18 protein-coding genes and 1 pseudogene are annotated in these 22,831 nt (G+C 66.7%); 6 read left to right on the forward strand and 13 right to left on the reverse strand.

Annotated elements, in window-relative coordinates:
* Positions 1–79: 79 nt before the first annotated feature.
* Positions 80–956, forward strand: a pseudogene (locus K307_RS16185) (oxidoreductase).
* 207 nt (positions 957–1,163) lie between these two features.
* Positions 1,164–3,218 carry an elongation factor G gene (gene fusA, locus K307_RS16190; protein ID WP_042879588.1) on the forward strand — a complete coding sequence of 685 codons (2,055 nt, stop codon included), beginning with the start codon at positions 1,164–1,166 and terminating at the stop codon, positions 3,216–3,218.
* Between the two features lie 6 nt (positions 3,219–3,224).
* On the opposite strand, the gene K307_RS16195 is transcribed toward fusA, so the two are convergent.
* The 9 genes from K307_RS16195 to paaA form a co-directional block, all read right to left on the reverse strand.
* On the reverse strand, positions 3,225–4,889 hold the full coding sequence (locus K307_RS16195; RefSeq protein ID WP_042879591.1) for a cation acetate symporter: 1,665 nt from the start codon (positions 4,887–4,889) through the stop codon (positions 3,225–3,227).
* Complete coding sequence (locus K307_RS16200) at positions 4,886–5,194, reverse strand: DUF485 domain-containing protein (protein ID WP_042879593.1); 309 nt, start codon at positions 5,192–5,194, stop codon at positions 4,886–4,888. Before K307_RS16200 ends, K307_RS16195 begins: the two co-directional genes overlap by 4 nt.
* Positions 5,195–5,347: 153 nt before the next feature.
* A complete protein-coding gene (gene paaK, locus K307_RS16205; RefSeq protein WP_042879595.1) occupies positions 5,348–6,697 on the reverse strand; it encodes a phenylacetate--CoA ligase PaaK in 1,350 nt (449 codons plus the stop codon).
* 77 nt (positions 6,698–6,774) lie between these two features.
* Positions 6,775–8,439: a phenylacetic acid degradation protein PaaN gene (gene paaN, locus K307_RS16210; protein ID WP_042879596.1), complete on the reverse strand. Its 1,665-nt coding sequence runs from the start codon at positions 8,437–8,439 to the stop codon at positions 6,775–6,777.
* A gap of 55 nt (positions 8,440–8,494) precedes the next feature.
* Positions 8,495–9,571 carry a 1,2-phenylacetyl-CoA epoxidase subunit PaaE gene (gene paaE, locus K307_RS16215; protein WP_042879598.1) on the reverse strand — a complete coding sequence of 359 codons (1,077 nt, stop codon included), beginning with the start codon at positions 9,569–9,571 and terminating at the stop codon, positions 8,495–8,497.
* Between the two features lie 19 nt (positions 9,572–9,590).
* Positions 9,591–10,106 carry a 1,2-phenylacetyl-CoA epoxidase subunit PaaD gene (gene paaD / locus K307_RS16220; RefSeq protein WP_042879601.1) on the reverse strand — a complete coding sequence of 172 codons (516 nt, stop codon included), beginning with the start codon at positions 10,104–10,106 and terminating at the stop codon, positions 9,591–9,593.
* A gap of 5 nt (positions 10,107–10,111) precedes the next feature.
* The gene (gene paaC / locus K307_RS16225; RefSeq protein WP_042879605.1) at positions 10,112–10,864 is read right to left on the reverse strand and encodes a 1,2-phenylacetyl-CoA epoxidase subunit PaaC; all 753 of its coding nucleotides are present in this window, start codon (positions 10,862–10,864) and stop codon (positions 10,112–10,114) included.
* 13 nt (positions 10,865–10,877) lie between these two features.
* Positions 10,878–11,159: a 1,2-phenylacetyl-CoA epoxidase subunit PaaB gene (paaB, locus tag K307_RS16230; RefSeq protein ID WP_029044895.1), complete on the reverse strand. Its 282-nt coding sequence runs from the start codon at positions 11,157–11,159 to the stop codon at positions 10,878–10,880.
* Between the two features lie 55 nt (positions 11,160–11,214).
* The gene (gene paaA, locus K307_RS16235) at positions 11,215–12,201 is read right to left on the reverse strand and encodes a 1,2-phenylacetyl-CoA epoxidase subunit PaaA (RefSeq protein ID WP_042879609.1); all 987 of its coding nucleotides are present in this window, start codon (positions 12,199–12,201) and stop codon (positions 11,215–11,217) included.
* Positions 12,202–12,331: 130 nt separating this feature from the next.
* Here paaA and paaX point away from each other — a divergent pair, with 130 nt between their 5' ends.
* Entirely contained in the window at positions 12,332–13,288 is a 957-nt protein-coding gene (paaX, locus tag K307_RS16240; RefSeq protein WP_042879612.1) for a phenylacetic acid degradation operon negative regulatory protein PaaX, read from the forward strand.
* A gap of 3 nt (positions 13,289–13,291) precedes the next feature.
* Here paaX and boxA read toward each other — a convergent pair whose 3' ends face one another.
* The 4 genes from boxA to K307_RS16260 all read right to left on the reverse strand — a co-directional run bounded on the left by boxA (position 13,292) and on the right by K307_RS16260 (position 18,982).
* Positions 13,292–14,572: a benzoyl-CoA 2,3-epoxidase subunit BoxA gene (boxA, locus tag K307_RS16245; protein WP_042879613.1), complete on the reverse strand. Its 1,281-nt coding sequence runs from the start codon at positions 14,570–14,572 to the stop codon at positions 13,292–13,294.
* Positions 14,573–14,716: 144 nt separating this feature from the next.
* Positions 14,717–16,144 carry a benzoyl-CoA 2,3-epoxidase subunit BoxB gene (gene boxB, locus K307_RS16250; protein WP_042879615.1) on the reverse strand — a complete coding sequence of 476 codons (1,428 nt, stop codon included), beginning with the start codon at positions 16,142–16,144 and terminating at the stop codon, positions 14,717–14,719.
* 45 nt (positions 16,145–16,189) lie between these two features.
* The gene (gene boxC / locus K307_RS16255; protein WP_042879617.1) at positions 16,190–17,848 is read right to left on the reverse strand and encodes a 2,3-epoxybenzoyl-CoA dihydrolase; all 1,659 of its coding nucleotides are present in this window, start codon (positions 17,846–17,848) and stop codon (positions 16,190–16,192) included.
* 171 nt (positions 17,849–18,019) lie between these two features.
* Entirely contained in the window at positions 18,020–18,982 is a 963-nt protein-coding gene (locus K307_RS16260) for a helix-turn-helix transcriptional regulator (RefSeq protein ID WP_042879618.1), read from the reverse strand.
* Positions 18,983–19,085: 103 nt separating this feature from the next.
* Between K307_RS16260 and K307_RS16265 the strand changes: the two genes are divergently transcribed.
* From K307_RS16265 to K307_RS16275, 3 genes are all read left to right on the forward strand, one after another.
* Positions 19,086–19,550 carry a DUF4863 family protein gene (locus tag K307_RS16265; RefSeq protein WP_042882156.1) on the forward strand — a complete coding sequence of 155 codons (465 nt, stop codon included), beginning with the start codon at positions 19,086–19,088 and terminating at the stop codon, positions 19,548–19,550.
* Positions 19,551–19,558: 8 nt separating this feature from the next.
* Positions 19,559–21,106 carry a 3,4-dehydroadipyl-CoA semialdehyde dehydrogenase gene (locus K307_RS16270; RefSeq protein WP_042879619.1) on the forward strand — a complete coding sequence of 516 codons (1,548 nt, stop codon included), beginning with the start codon at positions 19,559–19,561 and terminating at the stop codon, positions 21,104–21,106.
* 83 nt (positions 21,107–21,189) lie between these two features.
* Positions 21,190–22,794: a benzoate-CoA ligase family protein gene (locus K307_RS16275; RefSeq protein ID WP_042879620.1), complete on the forward strand. Its 1,605-nt coding sequence runs from the start codon at positions 21,190–21,192 to the stop codon at positions 22,792–22,794.
* The last annotated feature ends 37 nt before the right edge of the window (positions 22,795–22,831 follow it).

A 22,831-nucleotide genomic window follows, 5' to 3' on the forward strand; every position in this document is an offset into this window, starting at 1 on the left:
TCGCCGGCCTAAATTTGTCTCCGTGGCCCCCGCCATCAGACATCGCAGTCAAACCGAGCACCCCGAAAGGAGATTCACCATGTCCGCCAACACCACCAACACCTCCATCAACGCTGCCAGCAAGGTCTGGTTCATCACCGGCGCTTCGCGCGGCTTCGGCCTGGAGCTGACCCGTGCCGCGCTGGCACGCGGCGACCGGGTCGTCGCCACCGCGCGCCGCCCGGAGACGATCACCGCCGCACTGGGCGAGCACGGCAACCTGCTGGGCGTGGCGCTGGACGTCACCAACGAAGCCCAGGCGATCGCCGCCGCCGAGGCCGCCGTGGCCCGCTTCGGCCGCATCGACGTGCTGGTCAACAACGCCGGCTACGGCCTGCTCGGCGCGGTCGAAGAGGCCTCCGCGCAGGAAGTCGAGCAGCAGTTCGCCACCAACGTGTTCGGCGTGCTGACCGTGACGCGCGGTGCTGCCGCAGATGCGCCGGCAGCGCAGCGGCCGCATCCTCAACATCTCGTCGATCGGTGGCTACGCCGCGTATCCCGGCTGGGGCGTCTATGGCGCCACCAAGTTCGCGGTCGAGGGCCTGACCGAAGCGCTCGATGCGGAACTGTCGCCGCTGGGCATTCGCGCCACCGTGGTCGAGCCGGGCTTCTTCCGCACCGACTTCCTCGATGCCAGCTCGCTGGTGCGCGTCCGTACCGAGATCGCGGCGTACGCCGAGACGGTCGGGGCAATGCGTGAGCACATGGCTTCGGCCAACCACCAGCAGCCCGGCGACCCGGCCAAGCTGGCGGCAGCGCTGCTGACCCTGGCCGACAGCGAAACCCCGCCGGTGCGGCTGCCGCTGGGCTCGGACACGGTCTACCGCATCACCGAGAAGAACCGCAAGGTGGAAAGCGAACTGGCCGCGTGGCAGACGCTGGCGGTGTCGACCGACCACGATGACGTGCGCCGCTGATCTTGCTGCAGCGCACCAGCGCACGGTTTGCTGCAGTGCGGGCATGCCGTGCGCCAGACAAAGTCAGGCCGTCCGAGCGCCGGCCTCAGCACTTGTGGGCCATCTTGCGTCAGGCAATGCACCGAGTCGGGCATGCGCGTATGTCGCTTCCGGCGAATTTCGCCAATAATGCCGTGAGAGTCATTGCCGGACGAACCGAGAGCCAACATGCACGATAGTCCCGATGCCATCCGCACCGTCGCCCTGCTTGGGCACGCGGGGTGCGGCAAGACCTCGCTGGTCGAGGCACTGCTGTACAAGGGCGGTGCCCTGCACACGCCCGGCAGCATCGAACGCGGTTCCACGGTGTGCGACAGCGATCCGCTGGAGCGCAAGTACAAACGCTCGCTGACCTCCGCGGTCGCCCACCTGCACTACCGCGACACCCGCATCTACCTGGTCGACACCCCCGGCTACCCGGACTTCTCCGGGCTGGCGATCAGCGCGCTGGCGGCCGTGGAAACTGCCGCCATCGTCGTCAATGCGCAGACCGGCATCGAGATGACCACGCGCCGGGCCATGGCCTGGGCGCAGGCGCGCCAGTTGTGCCGGATGATCATCATCAACGGCATCGACGGCGACAAGGTCGACTTGCCCTCGCTGCTGGGGGATATCCAGGAGGCCTTCGGCAAGGAATGCCTGCCGATCAACCTGCCGGCCGGCAACGGCAGCAAGGTGGTCGACTGCTTCTTCAATCCGGCCGGCGAGTCGGATTTTTTATCTGTGCCCTCCGCGCACGATGCGCTGATCGACCAGGTCATTGAGATCGATCCCGAGCTGATGGAGCTGTACCTGGAACAAGGCGAGGCGGTCACACCGGAGCAGCTGCACGCGCCGTTCGAGCGCGCGCTGCGCGAAGGCCACCTGGTGCCGATCTGCTTTACCTCGGCGGCGACGGGCGCCGGCATCACCGAGCTGCTGGATGTGTTCGTGCGGCTGCTGCCCAATCCCACCGAGGGCAATCCGCCGCTGTTCTATCGCGATACGGGTGAAGGCAGCGAAAACCGCAAGGCCGTGCGTGCGGAGCCCGTGCCGGACAAGCATGTACTGGCGCACGTCTTCAAGATGGTCATCGATCCCTATGTCGGCAAGCTGGCGGTGTTCCGCATCCACCAGGGGACGGTCTCGCGCGACAGCCAGCTCTATATCGGCGAAGGACGCCAGCCGTTCAAGGTGGCGCACCTGCTGCGGCTGCAAGGCAAGGAGACACAGGAAGTGCCGCGCGCCGGGCCGGGCGATATCTGCGCGGTGGCCAAGATCGATGAACTCGGCTTTGATGCCGTGCTGCACGATGCCACCGAGGACGGCGATATCCACCTGACGCCGCTGGAATTCCCCACGCCGATCTACGGGCTGGCGATCGAGCCGGCGCGCCGTGGCAACGAGCAGCGGCTGGCGGAGGTACTGCACAAGCTGAGCGCCGAAGACCCCTGCCTGCGCGTGGAGCATCCGGCCGGCACCAACGAGACCGTCGTGTTCGGCCTGGGTGAGTTCCACCTGCGCTGTGCGCTGGAGCGGCTGACCGAGCAATACAAAGTGGAGGTGGTGACGCGCCCGCCCAAGATCGCCTACCGCGAAACCATCGGCGGCAAGGCCGAGGGCCACCACCGGCACAAGAAGCAGACCGGCGGCGCCGGGCAGTTCGGCGAAGTGATGCTGAGGGTCGAACCGCTGGCGCGCGGCGAGGGCTTCGAGTTTGTCGATGCGGTAAAGGGTGGTGCGATTCCGGGCCAGTTTATTCCCGCCGTGGAGAAAGGCATCCGCCAGGCGCTGGAAAGCGGTCCGCTGGCTGGCTTCGCGATGCAGGACGTGCGCGTGACGGTGTATGACGGCAAGAGCCATCCGGTCGATTCGAAGGAAGTCGCGTTCGCGACCGCCGGGCGCAAGGCGTTTATCGACGCGGTGCTGAAGGCGCGGCCCAGCGTGCTCGAGCCGATCGTCGATATCGAGGTCACGGTGCCCGGCACTTCGATGGGCGACATCATCGGCGACCTTTCCGCCAAGCGCGGCCAGGTCCATGGCACCCGCACCGCTGCCGGCAACGCGGTGACCGTGGCCGGACAGGTGCCGCTGTCGGAGCTGAGCGACTACCAGTCACGGCTGAACAGCCTGACCGGCGGCCACGGCAGCTACACCATCCAGTTCAGCCACTATGACAACGTGCCGCCGGCGCAGCAGGAAAAGATGGCGTCCCGCCACAAGGCGCAGCAGGACACCGACTGATCGCGCTCAGTGCTGGCTGGCGCCGGCCGCGCCGATGCCGGTCATGGCGCGCACGAACTGCGCGCCATAGCGCTGGCGCTCGGCGCTCGCCTGGGCCGAGCGGTCCAGCACCGATACCAGCCAGGCGCAGCCGAAGGCCAGCGTCATCGAGAACAGCGCCGGGTTGGCATACGGGAAGATCGCCTGCTGATGCTTGAGGATGCCGACCCACACGGTCGGGCCCAGCACCAGCAGCGCCACCGCCGAGGCCAATCCGGCCACGCTGCCCGCCACCGCGCCGCGCGTGGTCAGCCCTTTCCAGAACATCGACAGGAACAGCACCGGGAAATTGACCGAGGCGGCAATCGCCAGCACCAGCCCTGACAGGAAGGCGATGTTCTGCTTCTCGAACATCACGCCGAGCACCATCGCCAGCACGCCGATCACCAGCGTGGCCGCCTTCGACACGCGGATCTCGTCCTTCTCGTTGGCCTGTCCGCGGCGGAACACATTGGCATACAGGTCATGCGAGACCGCCGACGCGCCCGACAGGGCCAGGCCCGCCACCACCGCCAGGATGGTCGCGAACGCCACCGCCGAGATAAAGCCGAGGAAGAGGTCGCCGCCGATGGCATGCGACAGGTGCACCGCCACCATATTGCTGCCGCCGATGATCTTGCCGGCCGCGTCGCGGTAGACTGGGTCCGCGCCTACCATCACGATCGCGCCGAAACCTACCACCAGGATCAGCAGGTAGAAGTAGCCGATAAAGCCGGTGGCGTAGAGCACGGACTTGCGCGCCTCTTTGGCGTCGGCAACGGTGAAGAAGCGCATCAGGATGTGCGGCAGGCCGGCGGTGCCGAACATCATGCCCACGCCCAGTGAAATCGCATCGATCGGGTTGGACACCAGCCCGCCCGGCGACAGGATCGCCGCGCCCTTGTCATGCACCTTGGCGGCGCCGGCGAACATGGCCTCGGGGCTGAAGCCGAAGTACGCGAGCACCATGATGGCCATGAAGGTCACCCCGCCCAGCAGCAGCGCGGCCTTGATGATCTGCACCCACGTGGTGGCCAGCATGCCGCCGAACATCACGTAGAGCACCATCAGCGCGCCGACGATCACCACCGCCGATTCATAGCTGGTGCCGAACAGCAGCTCGATCAGCTTGCCGGCGCCGACCATCTGCGCCACCAGGTACATGATGACCACGGTCAGCGTGCCGCAGGCGGCGGTGATCCGCACCGGCTTCTGCGCCAACCGGTACGACACCACGTCGGCAAAGGTATAGCGGCCGAGGTTGCGCAGCCGTTCGGCAACGATGAAGAGGATGATGGGCCAGCCGGCGACCACGCCCAGTGCATAGATCAGGCCGTCATAGCCCTTGTCGAACATCATCGCGGAAATGCCCAGGAAGGACGCCGCCGAGACCATGTCGCCGGCGATCGCCAGCCCGTTCTGGAAACCGGTCAGGCCGCCGCCGGCGGCATAGAAGTCCGACGCCGAACGCGTGCGGCTCGCGGCCCAGCGGGTAATGCCGAGCGTGAAGAGCACGAACAGCAGGAACATGACGATGGCGCTCCAGTTCAGTGGGCGCGGTGCGGCATCGGCCTGGATCGCGGGAGCGGCAATAGCGGCCGTGCTGGCAAGCCCCATCAGGGCCGCGGACAGGTAACGGTATGCCGGATTCATTCTTGGCACTCCTTGCGCACGCGCTCGTTGAGCGGGTCCAGGTCGCGGTTGGCGCGGTGCACGTAGATGCCGGTCAGCAGCACGGCCGCAAAGATCACCGCCACGCCCACGGGAATGCCCACGGTCATCACGCCCGCGCCGAAGGGCGTGCCGAGCGTGGCCGGCGAGAACGCCAGCAGCAGGATGAAGCCGAAGTAGATCGCCAGCATCACCAGCGTCAGCGACCAGCCGAGGCGTGCGCGCCCGCTGGTCAGCCGGATGAAATCGGGGTGGTTCTGGATGGTTTCCAGTTGTCGCGCGTCCATGGTTGTCTCCTTTGGCGCAGGGGTTGGCGTGGCGGCTCTTGAGGCTGCCATCTTTAGGGTGATCGCTATGTTTCGGATGCTGCCGGTTTGCTCCCCTCTCCCGCTTGCGGGAGAGGGGAGCGTTCGCGAGGGATTGTGGTGTAAAGCAGCGCTTCAGATCGCGCCGACTGGCTGCTCGTGCGTGACCTTCGGGCGCATATCCACCACGCGCCGCGCCTTGCCGACGCTGGTGCGCTCGATGCCCTCGGCGGTCACCACCTGCACACGCGTGGTGACGCCCACATAGGTCTTGATCTGGTCCTTCAGTTCGCGCTCCAGCGCCGCACGGTCATCCGCCGAGAGGGACGACGACCGCTCTGGCCGCGCCTCGACCCGCACCTCCAGCTTGTCCAGATGCCCATCGCGGGTCACCACCAGCTGGTATTGCGGCGCCAGCGCCGGCGCCTTCAGGATCAGTTCCTCGATCTGCGAGGGGAACACGTTCACGCCACGGATGATCAGCATGTCATCCGAGCGGCCGGTGATCTTTCCGATCCGGCGCATCGAACGCGACGTGGGCGGCAGCAGGCGCGTGAGGTCGCGCGTGCGGTAGCGGATCACCGGCAGCGCTTCCTTGGTCAGCGAGGTGAACACCAGTTCGCCCTCGGACCCGTCCGGCAGCACCTCGCCGGTCACCGGGTCGATGATCTCGGCATAGAAGTGGTCTTCCCAGATCACCGGGCCATCCTTGCTCTCGATGCATTCACACGCGACGCCCGGCCCCATGACTTCGGACAGGCCATAGATGTCGACCGCATCGATGCCGGCGCGGGCCTCGATCTCGGCACGCATCGCATCCGTCCACGGTTCGGCGCCGAAGATGCCGACCTTCAGCGAGCTTTCCGACGGATCCATGCCCTGGCGCTCCATCTCCTCGATCAGGTTCAGCATGTACGACGGCGTCACCATGATGATGTTGGGCCGGAACTCGCGAATCAGCTGTACCTGTTTCTCGGTCTGGCCGCCGGACATCGGGATCACGGTGCAGCCCGCCTTCTCCGCGCCGTAGTGGGCCCCCAGGCCACCGGTGAACAGCCCGTAGCCGTAGCTGACATGGACCAGGTCGCCGGCGCGCCCGCCGGCAGCGCGAATGGAGCGCGCCACCACGCTGGCCCAGGTATCGATGTCCTTCGCCGTATAGCCGACCACGGTCGGCTTGCCGGTGGTGCCGCTCGACGCATGCACGCGCGCCACCTTTTCGCGCGGCACCGCGAACATGCCGAAGGGATAGTTGTCGCGCAGGTCCTGCTTGGTCAGGAACGGGAACTTCGACAGGTCCGACAGCGACTGCAGGTCGTCCGGATGCACCCCCGCCGCGGCAAAGGCCTTGCGGTAATGCGGCACGTTGTCGTAGGCATGGCGCACGCTCCATTTGAGCCGTTCCAGCTGCAAGGCCTGCAGTTCGTCGCGGCTGGCGCGCTCGATCGGCTCCAGCTCATTGGGGTTGGGGATGCGTTGAACCATTGTCTACTCCATCTCGTTATGTGGGCGCCACGAGCAAGGGGGGCCGGCGCCGGGGTACTACGACTGCAAGCTGTGCGTCAGATATGGGACCGGCTCTGCACCACGCGGAAGCGGTTGGCAACAAAGGCCGCATCCGACAGCGAGGCATTGGCCGCGGGGTTGGCGCCGGTGGCATGGAAGTCGCTGAACGCCGCCGACTGGTTGACGAACACGCCGCCGGTCAGGTTCAGCGACAGCGCCACGCCGGCGTCCTCCGCCGCATCGCGGATGGCTTCGGTCACGCCCGCATCGGTGGTGTAGGCCGACAGTGTCAGCGCACCATGCTCCTTCGCGCCGCGGTGGGCCAGCGCGATGCTGTGCGCGGTGCTGTCGGTGGCAACGATGAACGAGATCGGGCCGAACAGCTCCTGCATGATCTTGCCCTCGTCGCTGGCGTCCACCTTCAGCACCAGCGGCGTGCGGATGCGCGCGCCGGGGAACTGCGGGTGTTCCAGCACGCGGCTGTCGGCAACGACCTCGCCCAACTCGCGCGACGACTCGATGCGCTGCACCACGCCGTCGTTCTGGATCGCGCCCAGCAGTTCGACTGCCTTGGCGGGGTCGCTGGTCAGCTTGCCGATCGCTTCGCCGATGGCCGCGGCCACCTGGTCGAAGCTGACGCGCCCTTCCGGCGTGTCGATGCCGTCCTTCGGCACGTAGATGTTCTGCGGCGCCGTGCACATCTGGCCCGAGTACAGCGACAGCGAGAACGCGATATTGCGCACCATGCCCTTGAAGTCGGCGGTGGCGTCGATCACGATCTGGTTGACGCCGGCCTTCTCGGTGTAGACCTGCGCCTGGTGCGCATTGCGCTCCAGCCAGTCGCCGTTGGCGCTGCTACCGGTGAAGTCGATCAGGCGCACTTCGGGGCGCAGCGCCAGCTTCGACGCCATGCGCTCGGTCGGGTCATTGGCCACCAGCGTGACCAGGTTCGGGTCGAAGCCGGCTTCCTGCAGCACCTCGCGCGCCACCTCGACGGTGATCGCCAGCGGCAGGATCGCGCCCGGGTGCGGCTTGACCACCACCGCGTTGCCGGTGGCCAGGCTGGCGAACAGGCCCGGATAGCCGTTCCAGGTCGGGAAGGTGCAGCAGCCGATCACCAGGCCCACGCCGCGCGGCACCACGCTGTAGCGCTTCTCCATGCGCAGCGGTTCGTTCTTGCCCTGCGGCTTCTCCCAGATGGCCTGCTTCGGGATGCGGCGCAGCTCGTCCCAGGCGTAGGCCACGGCTTCCAGACCGCGGTCCTGCGCGTGCGGGCCGCCAGCCTGGAAGGCCATCATGAAGGCCTGGCCGGTGGTGTGCATCACCGCGCAGGCAATCTCGAAGCTGCGGCGGTTCAGGCGCTGCAGGATCTCCAGCGACACGCCCACCCAGGCCTCCGGCCCGGCCTTTCGCCAGGCGGGCATGCCCTTGGCGACGCCGGCGAAGAGCTGGTCGAGGTCCGGCTTCGGATAGGTGATGCCCAGTTCCGGGCCGTAGGGCGAGACTTCCTTGCCGGCCTGGCCGACGGTACCCGGCTGCGACAGCGCGAACGGCTTGTTCAGGCGGGCTTCAAAGGCGGCCTTGCCGTCGGCGTTGGCGGTTTCGCCATAGACCTTGGGGCTCGGCATTTCGGAGAACGGACTCCAGTAGCCGCGCTCGGCGATGGCTTGGGTGGCTTGTTCCAGCAGCGCCTGGTGGCGTTCGAAAAACGGATGGGACACGGCTTGCTCCGGGGGCGAAATGGGTTCTGGATGTTTGGAGATGGCAGGAAACGCTTCAGGCTTCCTGGTCGAAGTCGATTACCAGCTTGTCGCTGACGGCATAGCTCTGGCAGCTCAGGATGAAGCCGCGCGCGACTTCGTAGTCTTCCAGCGCGAAGTTGACGTCCATGTCGACCTCGCCTTCGATGCGCTTGCAGCGGCAGGTCGAGCAGACGCCGCCCTTGCACGAGTAAGGCAGCTCGAGGCCTTGTGCCAGCGCGGCGTCCAGCACCGTCTCCTTGTTCTTCTCCAGCGTGAAGGAACGCGTGCGCCCATCCTGGATGACCGTCACCTCGCACTGCTGCTGGCCGACCTGCTTGTGCGCATGCGCCGCCGGGCGGGCCGAAGGGATGCTGGTGGCGAACAACTCGCGCTTGATACGGGTCTTGTCCACGCCGTTGGCGACCAGCGCCTGCGACACCTCTTCCATCATCGAATGCGGGCCGCAGATGAAGGCGACGTCGATGTCCTGTGGCTTCACCCAGTGCTTCAGCAAGGCATTGACCTTCTCGCCATCGATACGGCCGTTGAAGAGGTCGATATCAAGCTGCTCGCGGCTGAGCACGAACACGAGGTTGAAGCGCTGCAGGTAGGTGTCCTTCATGTCTTCCAGCTCTTCCTTGAACAACACGGACGACGAGGCGCGGTTGCCGTAGAACAGCGTGAAGCGGCTGTCGGGCTCGGCCTGCAGCGTGGTCTTGATGATCGAAAGCATTGGCGTGATGCCGCTGCCGGCGGCGAACGCCACGTAGTGCCTGGCGTGCGTGGCGGACAGCGGCACATGGAAGTGGCCGGACGGCGGCATCACTTCCAGCTTCATGCCGGGCTGCAGCTGCTCGTTGGCCCAGTTGGAGAACAGGCCGCCGTCGACGCGCTTGATCGCCACGCGCAGCTGCGCATCCTGCACCGCCGAGCAGATCGAATAGGAGCGGCGCACGTCCTCGCCGCCGATGCCAGCGCGCAGCGTCAGGTGCTGGCCCTGCACGTGGCGGTAGGTATCGGCCAGCTCATCCGGTACGGCGAAGGTCACGGCCACGGCGTCGCGGGTCTCGCGCGTGACCGAGGCCACGGTCAGTTCATGGAATTTGCTCATCTCACTACCTCGGTCTGGCTCAGTGCGCCTTGAAGTAATCGAACGGTTCCCTGCAGTCGCCGCAGCGGTACAGCGCCTTGCACGCGGTCGAGCCGAACTGGCTGACCAGCCGCGTATGGCACGAGCCGCAGTGCGGGCAGGCCACCACCAGCGCCGGCGACGCCTTGCGGCTGATGCCGCTGATGTCGATCACCTGCTGCGCCGGCGGTGCGATGCCGTAGCCGGTCAGGCTCGCCTTGCCGCGCGGGGTCATCCAGTCGGTGGTCCAGGCCGGCGCGAGTTGCGTTTGCACGCGCACCTTGTCCACGCCCTGCGCGGCCAGCGCGCATTCAATGCCTTCGCGGATCACGGTCATGGCCGGGCAGCCGGAGTAAGTCGGCGTGATGGTGACAACGCAGGCGTCGTCCACCCACGCGACGTCGCGCACGATGCCAAGGTCCACCACGGAGATCACCGGGATCTCCGGATCGGGCACCGTATCTAGCCAGCGCCAGACCTGTTCGACAGCGGGGCGCGCCAGCGATTGCGCAGTCATGGCGCTCACCACTGCGCGCCGGGATAGGCGCGCTGCAGGAACTGCATTTCGGCCAGCAGGTAGCCGAGGTGTTCGGTATGGCGCCCATGGCGGCCGCCGCTCTGTGCCCACTCGCCGGCGGGCACGCGCAGCGTGGCTTCTTCCAGCACCTCGCTGACGTGGCGCTGCCAGGGTTCGGCCAGCGTCGCCGGATCGGGAATCACGCCGTCCCGCACCAGCGCGGTTTCGGCCGCATCGGCTTCGAACAGTTCGCCGGTGAACATCCACAGGTCGTCGAAGGCGTCCTGCATGCGGCGGTGGCTCTCTTCGGTGCCGTCGCCCAGGCGCACCACCAGGTCGGCGCTGCGGCGCACGTGGTAGGTCACTTCCTTGAGCGACTTGGCGGCGATCTCGGCGATGCGCGCATCGGTCGAACGCTGCAGCCCTTCCAGCAGGAAGTAATGCCAGGTGTCGAACAGGAACTGGCGCGCGAGCGTATCGGCATAGCTGCCGTTGGGCTGCTCCGCCAGCAGCAGGTTGCGGAACTGGTGCGCGTCGCGCAGGTAGGCGAGCTGGTCGGCGGTGCGGCCGGCGCCCTCCTCTTCCGCGGCATAGCCCAGCCACAGGCGGGTCTGGCCGATCAGGTCGAGCGCGACGTTGGTCAGCGCGATGTCCTCTTCCAGCGCCGGGCCGCGGCCGCACCATTCCGACAGGCGCTGGCCGAGCACCAGCGTGGAATCGCCGAGGCGCAGCAGGTATTCGAGCTTGTGGTTGTCCATGATGCGCGCCGTATCAGATGTGCTTGACCGCTTCCGGCATCGGGAAGAACGTCGGATGGCGGTAGACCTTGCTGTTGGCGGGTTCGAACAGCGGGCCCTTGTCGCCGGGGCTGCTGGCCATCACGTCGCTGGCCTTCACCACCCAGACGCTGACGCCTTCATTGCGGCGCGTATAGACGTCACGGGCGTTGTTGATCGCCATTTCGCCGTCCGGCGCGTGCAGGCTGCCCACGTGCTTGTGGGCCAGGCCGTGCTGGCTGCGGATAAAGATCTCCCAAAGCGGCCACTCTTTCATGGCTACCTCCTGTTTGATGCGGGTTCGATGGGGAGCGGCGCCGTGCGCCGCGGGGTCAGGCCGCGGCTTGCTGCGCCTGCTTGTCGGCGTGGGCCACCAGCGCCTCGCGGAACCATGCGCCGTCGTCCCATGCCTTCACACGGGTACGCAGGCGGTCGCGGTTGCACGGGCCGTTGCCCTGGATCACGTTGTAGAACTCGGACCAGTCGATCTCGCCGAAGTCATAGTGGCCACGTTCCTCGTTCCACTTCAGCTCCGGATCGGGAATGGTCAGGCCCAGGTACTCGGCCTGCGGTACGGTCTGGTCGACCATCTTCTGGCGCAGATCGTCGTTGGAGAACAGCTTGATGCGCCATTGCATGGATTGCGCGCTGTTGGGCGAGTCGCCGTCGGACGGTCCGAACATCATCAGCGCCGGCCACCACCAGCGATTCAGCGCGTCCTGCGCCATCTGCTTCTGCTCTGGCGTGCCGTTGCACAGCGCCAGCAGGATGTCGTAGCCCTGGCGCTGGTGGAAGGACTCTTCCTTGCAGACGCGCACCATGGCACGCGCATACGGACCGAACGAGCAGCGGCACAGCGGTACCTGGTTGATGATGGCAGAGCCGTCCACCAGCCAGCCGATCATGCCGATATCGGCCCAGCTCAGCGTCGGGTAATTGAAGATGCTGGAATACTTGGCCTTTCCGGTATTCAGGTCGCCCAGCATCTGGTCGCGCGAAACGCCCAGCGTCTCCGCCGCGCTGTAGAGGTACAGGCCATGGCCGGCCTCGTCCTGGATCTTGGCCAGCAGCACCGCCTTGCGCTCCAGCGTCGGGGCGCGGGTCACCCAGTTGCCTTCGGGCAGCTGGCCGACGATCTCCGAATGCGCGTGTTGCGAGATCTGGCGGACCAGGGTCTTGCGATACGCTTCGGGCATCCAGTCCTTGGCCTCGATCTTGATGCCGGCATCCACGCGGGCCTGGAACTCGCGCTCCTGCGGGGCCATCTCTTCCATTGCGCGGAGCCTCGTCGCTCCTGTCTCCACCAGTTGTGCGTACATCGCCTGCTCCACCTGTTTTGGTCGTGATCGACGTCTTGATCTGCGTCAATCTCGTAAGTTGAAATGGATGGTAGTGATACAATTTGATTCAAGCAATCGACGTTTGTGTATCACTTTCGGAGACCCGCCGATGGCGACGCCCGACCCCGATCCGGTTTCCCCTCGCGTGGCGCGGCTGGCGCGCGGGCTCAAGCTGGGCGCCAATTCGCTGCTGGTGACGCTGTTCGGCGACGTGGTCGCGCCGCGGCAGCAGGCGGTGTGGCTGGGCAGCCTGATCCGCCTGGCGGCGCCGTTCGGGATCAATGACCGGCTGGTGCGCACCGCCACTTTTCGCCTCACCGCCGACGACTGGCTGGCCGCGACCAAGATCGGTCGGCGCAGCTACTACGGGCTGTCGGAAGCTGGCCTGCAACGGGTGCTGCACGCGGGCAAGCGCATCTATGCGGGCGACGCGCCCGAATGGGACGGGCGCTGGACGCTGGTGATGGTGCGCGGTGACGTACGCGCCACGGTGCGACAGAAGCTGAAGCGGGAATTGCTATGGGAAGGGTTCGGCGCAATCGCGCCCGGGGTGATGGCGCACCCCAACGCCGACCTGGCCTCGCTGCGCGAGATCGTCCAGGCTGCGCGCGCGCAGGAATATGTGGCGGTGATGGACGCGAGCAGCCTGCAGGCGTTTTCGCTGCGGCCGCTGCAGGCGCTGATGCACCAGACCTTCAAGATGGGCGATGTGGCGGACGCGTGGCAGGCGCTGCTGCGGCGGTTTTCACCGCTGGAGGAAGAAGCGGGGCAGCTCACGCCGGCCGATGCCTTCTTCGTGCGAACGCTGCTGGTGCATGAGTACCGGCGCGTGCTGCTGCGCGACCCGAACCTGCCGGAAGTGCTGCTGCCGGTGGACTGGCCCGGCCGCACCGCGCGCAGCCTGTGCAGCACGCTGTACCTGGCATTGCTCGACGCCAGTGAAGACTACCTGCACCGCGTGGTCGAAGTGGCGGATGGCTCGCTGGTGAATGCGGGCCGAGTCCTGCGCAAGCGCTTCGTGGCCGGCAGCCATGTTGGCGCCGGCCGCGACCACGCCGCGCTGTAAGCGTTAGTACGTTTCGAGATGCAGGCGGCCGTCGCGCTTCAGTCCCTCGGCCAGCGCCTCCCATGACAGGCCGGCCTGCTGTGCCACGTCGCGCAACGCCAACACCACGCCCTCTTCCATGCTCTTGAGTCCGCACACATAGAAGTACGTGTCAGGGCTCGCCAGCAGCGCCGCCAGATCCGCCGCGCGCTCACGCATCAGGTCCTGCACGTAGCGCTTGGGCTGCCCCGGCGTGCGCGAGAACGCCAGGTTGATGTCGATGAAGTCCTTGGGCAGGTTCTGCAGCGGGCCGAAGTAAGGCAACTCTTCCCGCGTGCGCGCGCCGAAGAACAGCATCAGCTTGCCGCCATCGAACTTGCCGGCCTTGCGCAGGCGCCGGCGCCATTCGGTCATGGCCCGCATCGGCGCGCTGCCGGTGCCCGTGCAGATCATCACGATGTTGGAGCGCGGGTGGTTGGGCATCAGGAAGCTGGCGCCGAACGGTCCGATCACTTCCACCTTGTCGCCGACCTTCAGGTCGCACATGTAGTTGGAGGCCACGCCGCGCACCGGCTTGCCGGCATGGTCCTGCAGCACGCGCTTGATGGTCAGCGACAGGTTGTTGTAGCCGGGACGCTCGCCGTTGCGCGGGCTGGCGATCGAGTATTGGCGCGCGTGGTGTGGACGACCGCTGGAGTCAGTGCCCGGCGGCACGATGCCGATCGACTGGCCTTCCAGCACCGGGAACGGCGTCGCGTCGAAATCCAGCACGATGTGGTGTGTGTCGTACTCGCGGCCGACTTCAGTCACGCGCACATTGCCGGTCACGGTGGCGGTGATGGTCTTGTGGGCGGACTTGGCGCCGTACAGGTTGGTGTAGGCATGCGCTGCGGACCACGGTGGCACGGTGGCACCGTAGCGGGCGCTGTTGAAAGCGTCTTCGCCGGTGCCGGCCAGCGGCGACGTGGCGGGAATCTCCGGCGCGACGGTCTGCATCTCGGCGCCGGGCGCCAGGTCGGCCAGCTGCTCGGGCGTCAGTTCCTCCGGCAGCGCGTCCCAGCCGAGTTGCTCTTCGATGCTGTAGGCGCGCAGCTTCGGCATGGCGCGCCAGTTGTCGATCGAGCCCGTCGGGCACGGGGAAATGCAGGCCATGCACAGGTTGCACTTGTCGGCATCGACCACGTAGTTGCGCGAGTCGTGCGTGATCGCCCCCACCGGGCAGGTCGCTTCGCAGGTGTTGCAGCGGATGCAGATCTCGGGATCGATCAGGTGCTGCTTGATGACTTGAATTTCTGCCATGTTCATGGCGGTCTCCACAGAATCAGGGGCGCTCGGGGTGAGGGTCGTTGTTGCAGCGGCGGTTCATGGACGCGCCTGCCCTCTCCCCCGGCCCCTCTCCCGCAAGCGGGAGAGGGGAGCAAACAGGGAGCAATGGGTTAAGACCGTGGCTCAGTTGAAGCGCACGTACTCGAAGTCCACCGGCTGGCGGTTGATGCCCATCACCGGCGGCGCGATCCAGTTGGCGAACTTGCCCGGCTCGACCACGCGGCCCATCAGGCTGGCGACAAAGGCACGGTCGCCTTCGCTGGGCAGCCACTGGTCGCGGAAGTCGCGCCATTCGGCCTCGGAGATCGCGCGGCCGTCCGGTGATACCTTGACGCCCGCCAGCGCGCCGATATTGCGGTGGAAGGCTTTGTGCGGCACCTTCAGGCGGAACGGGATACCGGCCTTCTCGATGACCTTGTTCCAGCGCTCCACGCCGCCCATGCTGTCCTTGATGTAATCGTCGCGCAGCACTTCATTGAGCGCGTTGAGCATCGGCACTTCCTTCTCGGTCAGCTGGCCGTTCTGCGCCTGAAGGATGCGGTAGGTCTGGCCCTTGAGCACGTGGTCGTCCATGCGCTTGCCTTCTTCGTAGCGGCCCTTGAGGCCGGTGCTGTAGAAGGTCGCGGCATTGCTCGACTCGTCGGCGCCGAACAGGTCGATGGTCACGCTATAGTGGAAGTTCAGGTAGCGCTGCAGCGTCGGCAGGTCGATCACGCCGGCCGCGCGCAGCTTCGCCGGATCGTCGGTCTTCAGTTCGTTCATCACCTGGCAGGTGCGCTGGATCACGCGCGACACGCCGGACTCGCCCACGAACATGTGGTGCGCTTCCTCGGTCAGCATGAACTTCGTCGTGCGCGCCAGCGGATCGAAGGCGCTTTCGGCGAGCGCGCACAGCTGGAACTTGCCGTCGCGGTCGGTGAAGTAGGTGAACATGAAGAACGACAGCCAGTCCGGCGTCTGCTCGTTGAACGCCTGCAGGATGCGGGGATTGTCCTGCTGGCCACTGCGGCGCTCCAGCAGCGCTTCACCTTCCTCGCGCCCGTCGCGGCCGAAGTACTTGTGCAGCAGGTAGACCATGGCCCACAGGTGGCGGCCCTCTTCCACGTTCACCTGGAACAGGTTGCGCAGGTCGTACATGCTGGGCGCGGTCAGGCCCAGGTGGCGCTGCTGCTCGACCGATGCGGGTTCGGTATCGCCCTGCGTCACGATGATGCGGCGCAGGTTGGCGCGGTATTCGCCCGGCACGTCCTGCCAGGCATCCTCGCCCTTGTGGTCGCCGAAGTGGATCTTGCGGTTGGCCTCGGCCGGGTTCAGGAAGATGCCCCAGCGGTAGTCCGGCATCTTGACGTGACCGAAGTGCGCCCAGCCCTGCGGATCGACGCTGATCGCGGTGCGCAGGTAGATGTCATGGCTGTGTGAGCCTTCCGGGCCCATGTCGTTCCACCAGCTCAGGTAGTTGGGTTGCCACTGCTCGAGCGCGCGCTGCAGGGTGCGGTCTTCGCTCAGGTTGACGTTGTTGGGGATCTTGTCGCTGTAGTTGATGCCGGACATGGTGGTCTCCTTCGGGGGACGATTCGGTTGTCGTGTAAGGCTGGATCAGACGCGGTTCCAGTCGAAGGCGGCCTTGTCGCCCTTGCCGTAGACCTTGAGCGCGCCCTTGTCGCCGACGGCGTTGGGGCGCTGGAAGATCCAGTTCTGCCACGCGGTCAGCCGGCCGAAGATGCGGGTGAACATGTTTTCCTGGCCGTTGAAGCGCAGGTTGGCTTCCATGCCGGTCAGCGCATCGGGAGACATCGCCACGCGCTCTTCCAGCGCGATGCGCACTTCGTCGGTCCAGTCGATATCGTCGGGATTGGCGGTGACCAGGCCCAGCGCATAGGCGGCATCGGCATCGAGCGGTTGGCCGGCCTTGGCGCGCACCGCGTCCAGCGCGGGCTGTTCCTCATAGAAGCGGCGGCCCAGGCGGCTCTGGCCGGTGGCCATGGGGTACAGGCCGAAATTGACTTCCGCCACGGTGATCTTCGGCGCGCGGTCCTCGTCGTCCGGCAAGGCCAGGTGGTAGCTGCGGTCGCAGGCCAGCGCCAGTTCCAGGAAGGTGCCGGCAAAGCAGGATTCCGGCTCGATCAGCGCGAACAGGCTGCGCGACGACACATCCAGGCGGCTCAGCGTCCGGCGCAGCAGGCCGATGGTCTCGCGCACCAGCCAGTGGTCCTTGTGCGCGAGCAGCGTGGCGTCGGTGGCCAGCACCGCGGCGGCGTCGCCGGCGGTCTTGATCAGCCAGGTGCCGATGTCCAGTTCATTGGTGCGCATCGACAGGATCGCGTCTTCCAGTTCGCGCGCCAGTTGCAGTGGGTACCAGGCGGCGCCGGCCTCCACGATTTCATCGATATTCTGCGGCTGCGTGCCCGTCGGCGCCTTCACCGTGAAGGTGGCGGTGCGGCCGGCGCGGTCGATCTCGACCGTCACGTGCGTGTAGCGCAGCGCATCCGCTTCGATAGTCCGCTCGATCGGCTTGAGCGCCACGCCCTGCGCATCGGCCGGGCGGTCGCTCTGCGCGGCCAGCGCCAGCGCGCGCTCCTGCACTTTCTGCGCGAACACGGCGGGCTTGGCGATATCGTCGACCAGGCGCCAGTCCTTGGCGCGCTGGCCGCGCACGCCTTCGGTGGTGGTGCAAAAGATATCGGCCAGGTCGTGGCGCACATGGCGCTTGTCGGTCACGCGGGTCAGGCCGCCGGTGCCCGGCAGCACGCCCAGCAGCGGCACTTCCGGCAGGCTGACGGCCGACGAGCGGTCGTCCACCAGCAGGATCTCGTCGCAAGCCAGCGCCAGTTCATAGCCACCGCCGGCGCAGGCGCCGTTGACCGCTGCCAGGAACTTCAGGCCGCTGTGTTGCGAGGAATCCTCGATGCCGTTGCGGGTCTCGTTGGTGAACTTGCAGAAGTTGACCTTCCACGCATGGCTGCTGACGCCCAGCATGAAGATATTGGCGCCGGAGCAGAACACCTTGTCCTTGCCGCTGGTGACGACCACGGTGCGCACTTCCGGATGTTCGAAGCGGACGCGGTTGAGCGCGTCGTTCAGTTCGATGTCGACGCCAAGGTCATAGCTGTTGAGCTTGAGCTTGTAGCCGGGACGCAGGCCGGCGTTCTCGTCGATATCCACCGCCAGCGTGGCGACGGGGCCTTCGAACTTCAGCTTCAGGTGCTTGTACTGGGAAGGGTCGGTCTGGTAGTCGACACGGGGGGCGTTTGTCACGGCGTTGTCTCCTCTGCAAAACTGCACTATCATGCATAAACAGGAATCTGGTGAGACGAACTATAGTTCATCACTCAGATTTTCTGCAAGCACTATTGTGCAGATTCAAAGAGAAGCGCGGTGGAATGCTCCCGAACGATCGGTACGAGGCCGGTTAGTGACGGTTCCGCATCAGCCCGGCATGCGCAACGCCTGGCGTACCAGCTCGCGCAGCGCGGCAAAGGTCGGCTCCAGCGGCTGCGCGCTGGTATCCAGCGAGAACTCCGCCTTGGAATAGAACGCCGCGCGGCCTGCCAGGATATGGCGCAGGTCTTCCATCGCCTCCTTGCTGGCCGCCATCGGCCGGAAGTCGCCCTGCGCGCGCACGCGTTCCATATGGTCTTCCGGGTCGGCCTGCAGCCAGACCGTGGTGCAGTGGGCCAGCAGCAAATTGAAGGTGGCCGGGTCCGACACCAGTCCGCCAGGCGTGGCGATCACGGCTTCGGGATAGATCTGGATGGCTTCTTCCACCGCGCGGCGTTCGTAGCGGCGGTAAGCATTCATGCCGTAGAGGCCCTGGATCTCGGCAATGCTGCAGCCGGCAAACTTCTCGATCTCGCGGCTCAGTTCGACAAAAGGAAAGTCCAGGTCTTCCGCCAGCATGCCGCCCAGCGTGGTCTTGCCGGCGCCGCGCAGCCCGATCAGGGCCACGCGCGAACTGCGCGCGGCCTGCGCGGCGTTCTCGCCGCCGGTGCCGAGCATCTCGCCCACGGCAATGCGCACGCGCCGCAGCGTGGCTTCGTCGCGGTGCTCCAGCAGCTCGCGCAGCAGGATCCATTCGGGCGACGACGTGGTCACGTCGCCCAGCAGCCCGGCCAGCGAGCACTGCAGCGCGTCGGCAATGTGCTGCATCACCAGGATGGAAGCGTTGCCGCTGCCGTATTCCAGGTTGGCCAGGTGTCGCTCCGACACGCCGGCCGCGTGCGCCGCGGCCTTCCGCGTCAGGCCGCGGCGGGCGCGCAGCTCGCGCACGCGCTCGCCCAGCGCGACCAGGAACGGGTTTTTCTCCGCGCCGTTGGCGGCAGCGACGCCTGAATCATGATGCAGGTCGGTATCCCGGGTTAACCCAGATTCATGCAATATAGTGCTTGACATGATTTCCCGGTGGTCCTATTTTTCATACATGCACAATAATGCATGGAGCCAGCGATAGCAACTGGCGAATCAGACGGAGCCCCCTCTTCTTATGTCCCGCACCCTGTCCCCAACTGAATTCCGCAGCCAGATCGCGCAGCTCACCGCGCAACTGGCTGGCCGCCCGCTCGATGCCGCACTCGACGCCTGGCTCAATGCCGAGCACGGCGCCGGCAGCACCACCTACCAGCAACTGAAGGAAGCCTGCCAGGCCGGCGTGGCCGCAGGCTGGCTGTGCGACCGGGAAGGCGGTGGCATCCGCTACGGCCGCATCTTCAAGCCTGCCGACGACCTGCACGGCTTCTCGGTGGATGTGGTCGACATGCAGGACATTGCCGGCCCGCACCATACCCATCCCAATGGCGAGATCGACCTGATCATGCCGCTCGACGGAGACGCGGAGTTCGACGGCCGCCCGGCGGGCTGGCTGGTGTGCCCGCCGGGAAGCGCCCACCGCCCCACCGTCAGCAACGGCCGCGCGCTGGTGCTCTACCTGCTGCCGGAAGGCCGCATCGACTTCACGCGCTGAGATCCCCCATGACTGAATTGCTTTCCAACTACCTCGGCGGCAAGTGGCAAGCCGGCAGCGGCACCGGCACGGCGTTGTTCGATCCGGTGCTCGGGGATGAACTGGTGCGTGTGGACGCAACCGGGCTGGACCTGGCGGCCGGTTTCGCCTTTGCGCGGGAACAGGGCGGTGCCGCGCTCCGCGCACTGACCTACCGCCAGCGCTCTGCGCTGCTGGCCGAGGTCGTCAAGGTGCTGCAGGCCAACCGCGACGCCTACTACGAGATTGCCACCGCCAACAGCGGTACCATGAAGAACGACTCGGCGGTCGACATCGACGGCGGCATCTTCACGCTGGGCACCTATGCAAAGCTTGGCGATACGCTCGGCGACCGGCATTACCTGCTCGATGGCGAGGCCGCGCGCCTTGGCAAGGATCCGCTGTTCCAGTCGCAGCACGTGCTGGTGCCCACGCGCGGCGTAGCGCTGTTTATCAATGCCTTCAACTTCCCGAGCTGGGGCCTGTGGGAGAAGGCCGCGCCCGCGCTGCTGGCCGGCGTGCCGGTGATCGTCAAACCCGCCACGGCCACTGCCTGGCTGACCCAGCGCATGGTGCACGACGTGGTCGAGGCTGGCGTGCTGCCTGCGGGCGCATTGTCGGTGGTGTGCGGCAGCTCGGCCGGCCTGCTCGACCAGTTGCAGCCGTTCGACGTGGTGTCGTTCACCGGCTCGGCCGATACGGCTGCGGTGATCCGTTCGCATCCGGCGATCGCGCAGCGTTCGGTGCGCGTGAACATCGAGGCGGACAGCATCAATTCTGCGGTATTGCTGCCAGGCGATAGCCCGGACACCGCCGCCTTCGACCTGCTGGTCAAGGAAGCGGTGCGCGAGATGACGGTCAAGTCGGGACAGAAATGCACCGCGATCCGGCGCGTGTTCGTGCCCGAGGCGCTGTTCGGGCAAGCGGCGGAGGCCATCGGTGCGCGCCTGTCGAAAGTCACCGTGGGCAACCCGCGCAACGAGGCCGTGCGCATGGGCGCGCTGGTCAGCCGCGCACAGTTCAACGCCGTACAGGAAGGCCTGGCAAACCTGCGCAAGCATGCGCAGGTGCTGCATGACGGCACGCAGCAGCCGCTGGTCGATGCCGATCCCGCCGTGGCCTGCTGCATCGGCCCGACCTTGCTCGGCGTCAACGATGCTGACGCTGCCGGCGCGGTGCATGACACCGAAGTCTTTGGCCCCGTAGCCACGCTACTGCCCTACCGCGATACCGTCCACGCGCTCGCGCTGGTACGCCGCTGCCAGGGCTCGCTGGTGACATCGCTCTATGGCAGCAACGCTGCCGCGCTGGGCGCCGCCGCGGTGGAATTGGCCGACAGCCACGGCCGCGTGCACGTGATCTCGCCCGACGTCGCGCAACTCCACACCGGCCACGGCAACGTGATGCCGCAATCGCTGCACGGCGGCCCCGGCCGCGCCGGCGGCGGCGAAGAACTGGGCGGCCTGCGCGCGCTGAATTTCTACCACCGTCGCAGCGCCATCCAGGCCAGCACCGCAGTGCTCGACACCCTCGCCTGACTGTCAGCCATCCGGCTTTACCGCGCCGCCACGTCCGCATGGCGGCGCGCAGCACACCGTACACCAGAAACGGGGAGACACGCATGACCGCCATCACCGCAGACGTCCCGGTCCCGCCGCCGGGCACGTCCTTCAACTTTGCGGCGCACTTGCTCGGCTGCAACGCGGCGCGCGCCGGCAAGGCCGCCTATATCGACGACGACGGCCAGCTTACCTATGGCGAACTGGCGCAGCAGGTGCGGCGCCTGGCCGCCGCGCTGCTCGATGCCGGCATCCGCCGCGAGGAGCGCGTGCTGCTGCTGATGCACGACTGCATCGACTGGCCGATGTGCTTCCTGGGCGCGATGTATGCCGGCATCGTGCCGGTTGCCGTCAATACGCTGCTGACCGCCGACGACTACACCTACATGCTGCAGCACAGCCGCGCGCAGGCGGTACTGGTCTCGGCCGCGCTGCTGCCGCTGCTGCAGGAAGCGCTGGCGCGGCCCGGGCATGAAGTCGGCAAGGTGTTCGTCTCGCGGGCGCGTGGGCCGCTGCCGGACGGCATGGTGGCGCTCGATACCGTGCTCGCCACGCAAACGCCGTTGTCCGCGCCTGCCGCGACCAGCCCCGACGATCCCGGCTTCTGGCTCTATTCGTCCGGCTCGACGGGGCAGCCCAAGGGCGTGGTGCATAGCCACGGCAATCCATACTGGACGGCCGGCCTGTATGCGGGCCCCGTGCTCGGCCTGCAGGAACAGGACATCTGCTTCTCCGCGGCCAAGCTCTATTTCGCCTACGGGCTCGGCAACGGCCTCAGCTTCCCGCTCAGTGTGGGCGCGACGGTGGTGCTGATGGCCGAACGGCCCACGCCCGAAGCCACCTTCCGCCGCTGGCGCGAGCAGAAGCCGACCGTGTTCTTCGGCGCGCCCACGGGCTATGCTGGCATGCTCGCATCGCCGGCGCTGCCCGCGCGCGACGAGGTGGCGCTGCGTCTGTGCTCGTCCGCCGGCGAGGCGTTGCCCGCCGACATCGGCCTGCGCTTCACCGCCCATTTCGGCTGCGAGATCATCGACGGCATCGGGTCCACCGAGATGCTGCATATCTTCCTGTCGAATCGCCCCGGCCAGGTGCGCTACGGCACCACCGGCTGGCCGGTGCCGGGCTACACCATCGAGCTGCGCGACGAGGAAGGCCGCCCGGCGCCCGACGGCGAGATCGGCGACCTCTATATCCAGGGCCCCAGCGCCGCGATGATGTACTGGGCCAACCGCGAGAAGTCGCGCGAGACCTTCCGCGGCGGCTGGACCAAGAGCGGCGACAAGTACGTGCGCAACCCCGACGGCACCTACAGCTACGCCGGGCGCAGCGACGACATGCTCAAGGTCAGCGGCATCTACGTATTGCCGTTCGAGGTCGAGGCCACGCTGGTGCAGCACCCGGCCGTGCTGGAAGCCGCGGTGATCGGCGTGCCCGACCCTGAAGGGCTGGTCAAGACCAAGGCCTTCGTGGTGCTGAAGGCGAACGCGCAGCTTGGCGACGGCGAACTGAAGGCCTTCGTCAAGGAGCGGCTGGCCGCCTACAAGTACCCGCGCGCGATCGAGTTTGTCGAGGCACTGCCCAAGACCGCCACGGGCAAGATCCAGCGTTTCGTATTGCGCGAGCGCGAACGGAAGGCCGCCGAAGAGCGTGCCGCAGCGGTGGCGTGACCGGCAACGCCGGCCGCCCCGCCATACCACCATACCG

This window comes from Cupriavidus necator A5-1 (genome assembly GCF_000744095.1).
GTDB lineage: Bacteria > Pseudomonadota > Gammaproteobacteria > Burkholderiales > Burkholderiaceae > Cupriavidus > Cupriavidus necator_A.

What these genes read in the sequence shown, in the direction of transcription:
- fusA (WP_042879588.1), top strand. Translation starts at nt 1,164, where the DNA reads ATGCACGATAGTCCCGATGCCATCCGCACCGTCGCCCTGCTTGGGCAC.
- K307_RS16195 (WP_042879591.1), bottom strand. Translation starts at nt 4,889, where the DNA reads ATGAATCCGGCATACCGTTACCTGTCCGCGGCCCTGATGGGGCTTGCC.
- K307_RS16200 (WP_042879593.1), bottom strand. Translation starts at nt 5,194, where the DNA reads ATGGACGCGCGACAACTGGAAACCATCCAGAACCACCCCGATTTCATC.
- paaK (WP_042879595.1), bottom strand. Translation starts at nt 6,697, where the DNA reads ATGGTTCAACGCATCCCCAACCCCAATGAGCTGGAGCCGATCGAGCGC.
- paaE (WP_042879598.1), bottom strand. Translation starts at nt 9,571, where the DNA reads ATGAGCAAATTCCATGAACTGACCGTGGCCTCGGTCACGCGCGAGACC.
- paaD (WP_042879601.1), bottom strand. Translation starts at nt 10,106, where the DNA reads ATGACTGCGCAATCGCTGGCGCGCCCCGCTGTCGAACAGGTCTGGCGC.
- paaC (WP_042879605.1), bottom strand. Translation starts at nt 10,864, where the DNA reads ATGGACAACCACAAGCTCGAATACCTGCTGCGCCTCGGCGATTCCACG.
- paaB (WP_029044895.1), bottom strand. Translation starts at nt 11,159, where the DNA reads ATGAAAGAGTGGCCGCTTTGGGAGATCTTTATCCGCAGCCAGCACGGC.
- paaA (WP_042879609.1), bottom strand. Translation starts at nt 12,201, where the DNA reads ATGTACGCACAACTGGTGGAGACAGGAGCGACGAGGCTCCGCGCAATG.
- paaX (WP_042879612.1), top strand. Translation starts at nt 12,332, where the DNA reads ATGGCGACGCCCGACCCCGATCCGGTTTCCCCTCGCGTGGCGCGGCTG.
- boxA (WP_042879613.1), bottom strand. Translation starts at nt 14,572, where the DNA reads ATGAACATGGCAGAAATTCAAGTCATCAAGCAGCACCTGATCGATCCC.
- boxB (WP_042879615.1), bottom strand. Translation starts at nt 16,144, where the DNA reads ATGTCCGGCATCAACTACAGCGACAAGATCCCCAACAACGTCAACCTG.
- K307_RS16260 (WP_042879618.1), bottom strand. Translation starts at nt 18,982, where the DNA reads ATGTCAAGCACTATATTGCATGAATCTGGGTTAACCCGGGATACCGAC.
- K307_RS16270 (WP_042879619.1), top strand. Translation starts at nt 19,559, where the DNA reads ATGACTGAATTGCTTTCCAACTACCTCGGCGGCAAGTGGCAAGCCGGC.
- K307_RS16275 (WP_042879620.1), top strand. Translation starts at nt 21,190, where the DNA reads ATGACCGCCATCACCGCAGACGTCCCGGTCCCGCCGCCGGGCACGTCC.